This is a genomic window from Micromonospora arborensis (genome assembly GCF_003205615.1).
Lineage (GTDB): Bacteria > Actinomycetota > Actinomycetes > Mycobacteriales > Micromonosporaceae > Micromonospora > Micromonospora arborensis.
The window spans coordinates 24,468-33,732 of the sequence record NZ_PYBV01000012.1 but is presented as its reverse complement, the minus strand read 5'-3'; the positions used below and the strand labels follow the sequence as shown (position 1 = coordinate 33,732).

7 protein-coding genes are annotated in these 9,265 nt (G+C 72.1%); 2 read left to right on the top strand and 5 right to left on the bottom strand.

The annotated features are described in order from the left end of the window. Together C7C45_RS09915 and hflX are read right to left on the bottom strand one after the other, a co-directional pair. The coding region (locus tag C7C45_RS09915) for a hypothetical protein (RefSeq protein ID WP_244200315.1) at positions 1–1,405 on the bottom strand (1,405 nt) is incomplete at its 3' end. A 50-nt stretch (positions 1,406–1,455) separates the two neighbouring features. Beyond that, the gene (gene hflX / locus C7C45_RS09910; protein ID WP_110563336.1) at positions 1,456–2,910 is read right to left on the bottom strand and encodes a GTPase HflX; all 1,455 of its coding nucleotides are present in this window, start codon (positions 2,908–2,910) and stop codon (positions 1,456–1,458) included. A gap of 183 nt (positions 2,911–3,093) precedes the next feature. Here hflX and C7C45_RS09905 point away from each other — a divergent pair, with 183 nt between their 5' ends. Next, complete coding sequence (locus C7C45_RS09905) at positions 3,094–4,560, top strand: NAD-dependent malic enzyme (protein WP_110563335.1); 1,467 nt, start codon at positions 3,094–3,096, stop codon at positions 4,558–4,560. Positions 4,561–4,667: 107 nt separating this feature from the next. Here C7C45_RS09905 and dapF read toward each other — a convergent pair whose 3' ends face one another. The 3 genes from dapF to C7C45_RS09890 are packed head-to-tail and all read right to left on the bottom strand — an operon-like array spanning position 4,668 to position 7,253. Next, positions 4,668–5,513 (bottom strand): diaminopimelate epimerase, encoded by an 846-nt coding sequence (gene dapF, locus C7C45_RS09900; RefSeq protein ID WP_110563334.1) that lies wholly within the window; start codon positions 5,511–5,513, stop codon positions 4,668–4,670. 7 nt (positions 5,514–5,520) lie between these two features. Continuing rightward, on the bottom strand, positions 5,521–6,444 hold the full coding sequence (gene miaA, locus C7C45_RS09895; protein ID WP_110563333.1) for a tRNA (adenosine(37)-N6)-dimethylallyltransferase MiaA: 924 nt from the start codon (positions 6,442–6,444) through the stop codon (positions 5,521–5,523). Further along, positions 6,441–7,253 (bottom strand): class III extradiol dioxygenase subunit B-like domain-containing protein, encoded by an 813-nt coding sequence (locus tag C7C45_RS09890; RefSeq protein ID WP_110563332.1) that lies wholly within the window; start codon positions 7,251–7,253, stop codon positions 6,441–6,443. Before C7C45_RS09890 ends, miaA begins: the two co-directional genes overlap by 4 nt. A 150-nt stretch (positions 7,254–7,403) precedes the next feature. On the opposite strand from C7C45_RS09890, the gene C7C45_RS09885 reads away from it, so the two are divergent. Next, entirely contained in the window at positions 7,404–8,612 is a 1,209-nt protein-coding gene (locus tag C7C45_RS09885) for a DUF349 domain-containing protein (RefSeq protein ID WP_110563331.1), read from the top strand. Positions 8,613–9,265: the final 653 nt, after the last annotated feature.

Below are 9,265 nucleotides of genomic sequence, written 5' to 3'. Positions count from 1 at the left end.
CTGGCGGGCGAGCGCCACCGTACACGCCACCACCGGCACCGCCGTCCGGCCGTGGCGCACCGTAGCCACCGCCGGCGGCTGCCGGCCGGCCACCGCCGTACACGGCACCGCCGGCCGGGGCCGGGCCACCGCGACCCGCGCCGTAGGTCGCGCCGCCCGCCGGGGCCCCGCCACCGTAGACACCACCCTTACGGTCACCCGGCGCTGCGGAACCGTCGACGGCACGGCCGGCGCGCGGGCCGAACGGCCCGCCATCCGGGTCCGACGTCTCGGAGACGTCGGCCTCCGGCAGCCGGCGGCGTGCCCGGACGATGCCGATGATGCCGGTGCCGACCAGCAGCAGGCCGATCAACCCGACCGCGCCGACCATGTACATGATCTCGTCGAAGCCCAGCCCAGAGGTCCAGGACTTCGAGGCGGCCGTCTTGGCGCCCCCGGCCGGCGCCAGAGGCACCGCGGTCGAGCTGGACGGCGTGTAGCTGAGGATGTCGAGGGTCTCTTCCTCGGTGAACCGGCCCGCGTCGGAGACGGTGACGAACGTCTTCCCGTCCGAGGTGTAGCTGATGGCCTCGCCGAACGGATCCGCCAGCGCCGTCACCCGCGGTTTGCCGGTGGTGAGCGCACCGACGATGTCACCGCCGCTCACGTCGAACTCGAAGGCATCCGCGTAGGTGCGCAGAACCACCCGGGCACCGTCCGGCGAACGGGAAGCGCCGGTGATGGCGACCCGGCCGAACGTGTTGAGCGGGTTCTCCGTCTGCGTCTTCGGCAAATCGATCTCGCCGACCTTATGCATCGGCACCGGGTCGGTGTCGCCATTCTTCAAGGCCGCCGTCGGGGTGTAGATCTCGGCCTTGCCGCTTGTCACCTTCGTGATGACCAGCGGTTTGCCGTCGTCGCCGATGAGCAACGCCTCGGCTTCGTACGCCTTGGACTGGGGGTAGGAGATCCGGTGCAGCGTCGGCTGCTTCACGCCGCTGACCGGCATCGACCAGAGCGCGACGCGCGTGCGGCGCTCCTTCGCGGTGGTGGCGTTACCGGTGTCCGCGATCCAGAGGGTGCTGCCATCCTTCGAGAGGGCCAGATCCTCGGTGTCGGTCGGGCCCTGCCCCGGGTACCGGACCGGATCCTTCGAGATCTTGCACTTGCTGTCGAGGAAGAAGACCCGCTCGCGTGCCGCGTCCTCGGTGTCGTCGTTGATGACGATGAAGCCACTCTTGGTCGCGACCAGGCCGGACAGCTCCCGCAGCCGCTCGTCGGCGATCGTGCACCGCTTCTGGCCGACGGCGACGGCGGGGAGCACGGACGACCTGGCGGCTGGAGCCGCTGCGGCGACTCCGGCGAGCGCCACGGTTGCCCCGAACAGGCCGAGGGCAACCGTGACCGAGGAAACAACGCGGCGCATTCGGCCAGTGTCGCATGCCACGCGTTTCGGGTGGATGACGCCGTGGTCGCTCAGGACCGGCTGCCGGCCACCTGCCCCTGCCGCTCGACGTCGAACGGCGCCAGCTCCGCAGCGAGCTCCGCACCGACGCGGACGTGCAGCAGGGTGCCCTCCGGCAGGTGCGACGTGCTGAGCACCTCGCCGGTGCGGTGCACCCGGGCCACCAGGTCACCACGGTCGTACGGCAGCACGGCCCGGACCTCCACGGCCGGGCGCGGCAGCCGCTCCTCGATCGCCGCGCGCAGCCCGTCGATGCCCCGCCCGGAGTACGCGGACACGAAGATCGCGTCGGGCCAGAGCCGCTTGAGCCGCAGCAGAGTGTCCTCGTCGGCCGCGTCGGTCTTGTTGACCACCAGCAACTCGGGGAGCCGGTCGGCGCTCACCTCGGCGAGCACCGCGTGGACCGCCCGGACCTGCTCCTCCGGATCCGGGTGGGTGCCGTCGACGACGTGCACCACCAGATCCGCCTCCGCGACCTCCTCCAGCGTCGAGCGGAACGCCTCGACGATCTGGTGCGGCAGGTGCCGGACGAAGCCGACCGTGTCGGAGAGGGTGTAGAGCCGGCCGTCCGCGGCGGTCGCCTTCCGGGTGGTCGGGTCCAACGTCGCAAACAACGCGTTCTCCACCAGCACGCCCGCGCCGGTCAGGCGGTTGAGCAGGCTGGACTTGCCGGCGTTGGTGTAGCCGGCGATGGCGACCGCGGGCACGGCGTTGCGGGAACGGCGGGCGCGCTTGGTCACGCGTACCGTCTTCATGCTCTTGATCTCGCGACGCAGCCGGGAGATGCGGTGGCGGATACGCCGCCGGTCGGTCTCCAGCTTGGTCTCACCGGGACCACGAACGCCCACACCGCCGCCGGCGCCGCCACCGCGGCCGGAACCACCGGTCTGCCGGGAGAGCGTCTCACCCCAACCACGCAGCCGGGGCAGCAGGTATTCGAGCTGGGCCAGCTCGACCTGCGCCTTGCCCTCTTTGCTCTTGGCGTGCTGGGCGAAGATGTCGAGGATCAACGCGGTCCGGTCGACGACCTTGACCTTGGTGCGCTGCTCCAGGTTGCGCAGCTGCGACGGGGACAGCTCGCCGTCACAGATGACCGTGTCGGCGCCGGTGGAGAGCACCACCGCGCCGAGGTCGTCGACCTTGCCGCGGCCGATGTACGTGGCCGGGTCGGGTCGGGTTCGGCGCTGGATGAGCCCTTCGAGCACCTGCGAACCGGCGGTCTCGGCCAGCGCGGCAAGCTCGGTGAGGGAATTTTCCGCGTCGGTCACCGTGCCCTCGGTCCAGACGCCCACCAGGACGACCCGTTCCAGCCGCAGCTGGCGGTATTCCACCTCGGTGACGTCGGTGAGCTCGGTCGACAGGCCCGGGACGCGTCGCAGGGACTGCCGCTCCGACAGCTCCATCTCGCCGGTGGTGACGTCGTCGAGCTCGTCCTCGACGGGGACAAAGCTCTCCTGGTCTCGCAAGCGGTTCTCCTGTCCGTTTTGATAAGTAGAACGCAATCCTGACATGACACAACGCCGGACGCACCTGCTATATGCCCATGCTCAAGGTCGCCAAAAGTGGGGGCGAATGCCGGTCGGCTGCGACAACCCGGTAGAAATGCGGACGGCGGCCGACCGGTCGCACAGCCGTGACGGAGGGATCCCGTGGCCATCACCCGACTGCCGAGCGCCGGATTTTCGATCACCATCCGGATCGCCGTGACCGCGGACGCCTCTTCGATCGGCCGGCTCACCACGTCCGTCGGTGAGGCCGGGGCGATCGTCACGGCGCTGGACGTGGTGGACTCGGACCCGACGAACGTGATCGTCGACCTGACCTGCGACACCGCCGACGCCGGTCATGCCGACCAGGTCGTCAAGGCGCTGACCGCGCTGGACGGTGTGGACGTGCGGAAGGTGTCGGACCGGACGTTCCTCCTGCACCTGGGCGGCAAGATCGAGGTGACCTCGAAGGTCGCCCTGCGCAACCGCGACGAGCTGTCCCGGGCGTACACCCCGGGGGTGGCCCGGGTCTGCATGGCGATCGCCGAGAACCCGGCGGACGCCCGGCGACTGACCATCAAGCGCAACACCGTCGCGGTGGTCAGCGACGGTTCGGCGGTACTCGGCCTGGGCAACCTGGGCCCGGCCGCGTCGCTGCCGGTGATGGAGGGCAAGGCGGCGCTGTTCAAGCGCTTCGGCGGGGTGGACGCCTGGCCGGTGGTGCTGGACACCCAGGACACCGACGAGATCGTGCAGATCGTGAAGGCGATCGCGCCGGCGTACGGCGGGATCAACCTGGAGGACATCGCCGCGCCGCGCTGCTTCGAGATCGAGGCCCGGCTGCGCGAGGCGCTGGACATCCCGGTCTTCCACGACGACCAGCACGGCACCGCGATCTGCGTGCTGGCCGCGCTGACCAACGCACTGCGGGTCGTGGGCAAGCAACTCGAGGACGTCCGGGTGGTCGTCTCCGGAGCAGGCGCCGCGGGCACCGCGATCATGAAGCTGCTGCTGCGCCAGGGCGTCGGCGACATCATCGCGTACGACCGGCAGGGCGCCCTGCACCGCGGGCTGACCGGGCTCAACTCGGCGTGGCAGTGGCTGGCGGAGAACACCAACAAGGAGAACTACTCGGGCGACCTGCCGGGTGCGATCCGGGGTGCCGACGTGTTCATCGGTGTGAGCGCGCCGAACCTGCTCACCGGCGACGACATCGCCGCGATGGCCAAGGACGCGATCGTCTTCGCGCTCGCCAACCCGGACCCGGAGGTCGACCCGCGGGAGGCACGTAAGCACGCCGCCGTGGTCGCCACCGGCCGCTCGGACCAGCCGAACCAGATCAACAACGTGCTCGCCTTCCCCGGGGTGTTCCGCGGCATGCTGGACGCGCACGCCGAGGAGTTCACCGAGGAGATGGCGATCGCGGCCGCCCGCGCCATCGCCGACGTCGTCGGCGAAGACAAGATCAACCCGACGGTGATCGTGCCGAGCGTCTTCGACTCCCGGGTCGCCCCGGCGGTCGCCGCCGCCGTCCGTGCCGCCGCGCACAACCCCAGCCCGCTGCCCGCCGCCGACCCCGGCCCGGCAGACCTCCCCGAGATCGCAGCCAACGCCAGCGCCACCCCCTAACCGCCCACCCACCGGCCCCGACCGGTGAAGCCCCGTTGATCAAGAGGTTTGCGTCAGGAAAAGCGCGAATTCCGACGCAAGTCTCTTGATCAACGGGGTTTTCGGCGTCAGGGGCGGAGCGTGGCCGGGTTCAGCTCGCCGGTTGCCACCAGGACCGCTGGGCCGGAGAGCCAGCAGGAGTCGGCCGTGACGGTGACCGTCACGCGGCCGCCGGGGACGTCCACGGCGACAACCCCGGTGTCGCGGCCGGCGTCGCGCAGGGCCACCGCGCCCACCGCGCAGGCACCGGTGCCGCAGGACAGGGTCTCGGCGCTGCCGCGCTCGTACACCCGCATCAGAGCGTGCCCGTCGGTGCCGTCGACCGGGTCACCCGCCACGATGAACTCCACGTTCACCCCGGCCGGGAAGACCGCCGGATCGAACCCCGGCGCGGTGGTCAGGTCCAGCTCGGCCAGCTCGACGCCGGTCGGTAGCACACAGACCAGGTGCGGGTTGCCGACGTCCACGGCGGTGCCGGGCAGGGTCAGCCCACCCAGGGTGGCGGTGGAGCCGTCGTACAGCCGGGGGCGGCGCATCTCGACGGACACCGTGCCGCCCTCGACCAGCGCGCGCACGACGCCGGCCCGGGTGGCCACCGGCAGCGCCGCGCCGGCGGGCGTCGCCAACCCGGTGTCGAGCAGGTAGCGCACGAAGACCCGGGCGCCGTTGCCGCACATCTCGGCGAACGAACCGTCGGCGTTCCAGTAGTCCATGAACCACTCGGCCTCGCCGGCCAGCCCGGCGCCCTCCGGATGCTTGGCCGCGCGGACCACCCGCAGTACGCCGTCCGCGCCGATGCCGCGCCGCCGGTCGCAGAGCGCCGCGACCAGCTCCGGGGTCAGATCGAGCTGACCGTCCGGGTCGGGAAGGAGGACGAAGTCGTTGCCGGTGCCGTGGCCCTTGGTGAACTCCACGCCCCCATCATCGCGCAGCGGACGGCACCAGGCGCAGGGCGGCCCCGATCAGGTCCGGTGCGGCCGAATCCAGCCAGTGGATCCGCGGGTCGCGCCGGAACCAGGACCGCTGCCTGCGGACGAACCGCCGGGTGGCACGGACCGTCTCATCGTGGGCCTGCGACTCGGTCAGCTCACCGGCGAGCAGGCGCAGCACCTGCTGGTAGCCGAGCGCCCTGCTCGCCGTCCGCCCGTCGGGTAGCCCTCGCCCGACCAGCTCGCGGGTCTCGGGCACCAGGCCGTCGGCCCACATCCGGTCGACCCGCAGCGCGATCCGCTCGTCCAGCAACCCGGTGTCCAGGTCGACGCCGAGCTGCACCGCCGAGTAGTACGGCGTGGGCTGCGGCAGCGACGCGGTGAACGGCGCACCGGTCAGCTCGATCACCTCCAGGGCCCGGACGATCCGCCGCCCGTTGCCGGGGAGGATGCCCTCGGCGGCGACCGGGTCGGCGGCACGCAACCGCGCGTACAGCGGCGCTGGGCCGACCTCAGCCAACTCCCGTTCCAGCCGCTCCCGCAGCGCCGCGTCGGTGCCGGGAAACTCGAAGCGCTCCAGCACCGCCCGCACGTACAGCCCGGACCCACCGACCAGCAGCGGCACCCGCCCCCGGGACAGGATGTCGTCCACCGCCGCGCGGGCCAGCCGCTGGTACTCCGCGACGCTCGCCGGCTCGGTGACCTCCCAGATGTCCAACAGGTGGTGCGGCACCCCGTCCCGCTCGGCGGGGGTCAGCTTGGCGGTCCCGATGTCCATGCCCCGGTAGAGCTGCATCGAGTCGGCGTTGACCACCTCCCCGTCGAGGGCGTGCGCCAACGCGATGCTCAGCGCCGACTTACCCGCGGCGGTCGGGCCGACCACCGCGACGACCGTGCCGGGACCGTCGCCTGTCACATCCGCTCCCAGGACGCCACGAAGTAGGCGACGCCGTAGGGGGCCGAGTCGTGCAGCAGCTCACCGCGCCACCCGCCGCCAGCCGACCGGGCCGCGCCGGCGAGCACCTGCCACGGCGCGCGGCCGGCCGCCTTCAACTCCGCCGACAACACCGGGTCGAGGTCGAGCAGGCCGTCCAGGTCCGCCTCGGCCAGCGCCGTGGCGACCCGCTGGTCGTACGGGCGGGCGCGCGGATCGTCGTACCCGGGGGCCTTCTCCCCCCGGCAGGCCGACCCGTCCCCGAGCACCAGCAACGCCACCCGGTCGCCCGCCGCGTTGATCTCGTCGGCGAGCGCCGTCAGCTCGGCCGGCCCGGCGTCGGCGGCCACCTGCACGGCAGACACCTGCGCTGCGGTCGCCGGCGCTGCGGTCGCCGGCGCTGCGGTCGCCGGCTCTCGCGGGTCGTGCCGGGCCAGCAGCCACGCCCCGATGGTCAGGCTCAACGGCAGCACCGCACCCCGACCGGGCTGGCCGGGGACCAACGGCACATCCAGGTCGACACCCCAGGGTTGCAGGGAGCCGGTCGCCGGGTTGCGGATCGGGCCCGTCACCGGGCCGGTGCCGAGCAACAGCACGGTGTTCGGTTCGGCGGCCAACAACCGGCGTACGGCGGTGTCGCAGGCCGCCCGAAGGTCGTCCAGCTCCGGGGCCGTGGAGCCGGCCACCTCGGGCACGAGCAGGGGCGGATGTGGGCAGACAGCAGCGGCGACCAGTGGCACCTGATCACCGTAGCGGGAATCCCCGGAGCGTCTCCGCGCCGATCCGGTCATTCGGTCCCTAGGACACCGTATGGTCACGGTCGGCGATAGGCGCTCGACGCGGACCGGGTCGGACCTGTGACAATGCCGGAAGCAACTTGGCTGCGCCGTGGCGGCGACGGGGGATCGATCCCTCGACGCCGGGAGAACGAGGATGGGCACATGAGCGACTGGACTGCCTTCGGACGGGTGGACGCGGACGGCACCGTGTACGTCAAGACCACCGAGGGCGAGCGGGTGGTCGGATCCTGGCAGGCGGGAGCACCGGAGGAGGGCCTGGCGCACTTCGCACGCCGCTTCGCCGACCTGGTGACCGAGGTGGACCTCACCGAAGCGCGTCTCAAGTCGGGTGCGGCGGATGCCGGGCACTCGCTGAGCACGATCCGGCGGATCCGGACCACGCTGCCCGAGGCCAACGTGGTCGGCGACATCGACGCGCTGGCCTCCCGCCTGGACAAGCTGGCCACCCTCGCCGAGGAGAAGGCCGGCGAAGCGCGCGCGGCCCGGGACGCCGCTCGCGGCGAGGCCCTGGCCCGCAAGACCGCGCTGGTCGAGGAGGCCGAGAAGCTCGCCGCCGAGTCCACCGGGTGGAAGACCGCCGGGGACCGGCTCAAGGAGATCCTCGACGAGTGGAAGACCATCCGTGGGGTCGACAAGAAGGCCGACGGTGAGCTGTGGAAGCGGTTCGCCGCCGCCCGGGACGGTTTCACCCGACGCCGGGGCGCCCACTTCGCCTCCCTGGACTCGCAGCGCAAGCAGGCGCAGACGGCCAAGGAGGAACTGGTCGCCGAAGCGGAGAAGCTCCAGGAATCCACCGACTGGGCCGCCACCGCCAACCAGCTCAAAGATCTGATGACCCAGTGGAAGGCCGCGCCGCGCGCCTCCAAGGAAGCCGAGCAGAAGCTCTGGGAACGATTCCGGGGCGCGCAGGACGCCTTCTTCAGCCGGCGCAGTGAGGTCTTCTCCGCACGGGACAGCGAGCAGCGCGGCAATCTGGAGCGCAAGCAGGCCCTCATCGCCGAGGCGGAGGCGTTGGACATCGACGCCGACCCGAAGGGCGCCCAGGCCAAGCTGCGGGAGATCCAGGCACAGTGGCACGAGGCCGGCCGGGTGCCGCGCGAGGCAGCTGCCGGGCTGGAGCGCCGACTGCGCGTCATCGACGACAAGGTCCGCGACGTGATGGACTCGGCGTGGCGCCGCACCACCAAGGAGGACAACCCGCTGCTCGCCCAGATGCGGGCACAGGTTGCGGAAGCCGAGGAGCGGCTGACCCGGGCGCAGAGCGCCGGGGACGCGCGCCGGATCAAGGACGCCGAGCAGGCGCTCGCCGCCAAGCGGCAGTTCCTCCAGCTCGCCGAGCAGGCCGGCTGAGCTGACGTTCTCCGGGAGCCCCCGGTCCCGCACGGGACCGGGGGCTCCCGCGTGTCCGCCCTCATCCTCGAACGCCCGCACCCCGCCTCCCGCGCCCGCGACCCTCGGTCCTCCCCCTTCGCGCCGCACGCGCCGCACGCCGCACGCATTGCACGCGCCGCGCCGCACGCCGCACGGGCCGCACGCCGCACGGGCCGCACGGGCCGCACGGGCCGCACGGGCCGCACGGGCCGCACGCCGCACGGGCCGCACGCCGCACGGGCCGCAGGGTCCCCATGGGCCGTGGCCGCATGGTCCCCACGGGTCGCACGGTCCAAGATCTGCGCACTTTCCCGGATGTTGCTGCCTCCGGCGCGCGAGAGACAGCAACATCCCTGATACTGCGCGGATCTTGACGACGAACACCGTCACGGGGTCACCGGGACGGGTGTTGGGCGCCTGCGGCCGTCAAGGTCACGCTCGATCCTGGATGTAGTGGCCACGAAGCGCCGGGATGCAACTACATCCATGTTCTAGCGCGATCATGCAGGGGGCGCGCGGCGCAAGGGCAGCGGGCGTGGGGGCGGGGTAAGAGGGTGGCGCACGGGACGGGCAGGCCGCGGGCGGGTGTGCACTGGCGGCCGGGCGGGGCCAGGCCGCACGAAGGGCCAGGC

What these genes read in the sequence shown, in the direction of transcription:
- C7C45_RS09885 (WP_110563331.1), top strand. Translation starts at nt 7,404, where the DNA reads ATGAGCGACTGGACTGCCTTCGGACGGGTGGACGCGGACGGCACCGTG.
- C7C45_RS09890 (WP_110563332.1), bottom strand. Translation starts at nt 7,253, where the DNA reads ATGACCGGATCGGCGCGGAGACGCTCCGGGGATTCCCGCTACGGTGAT.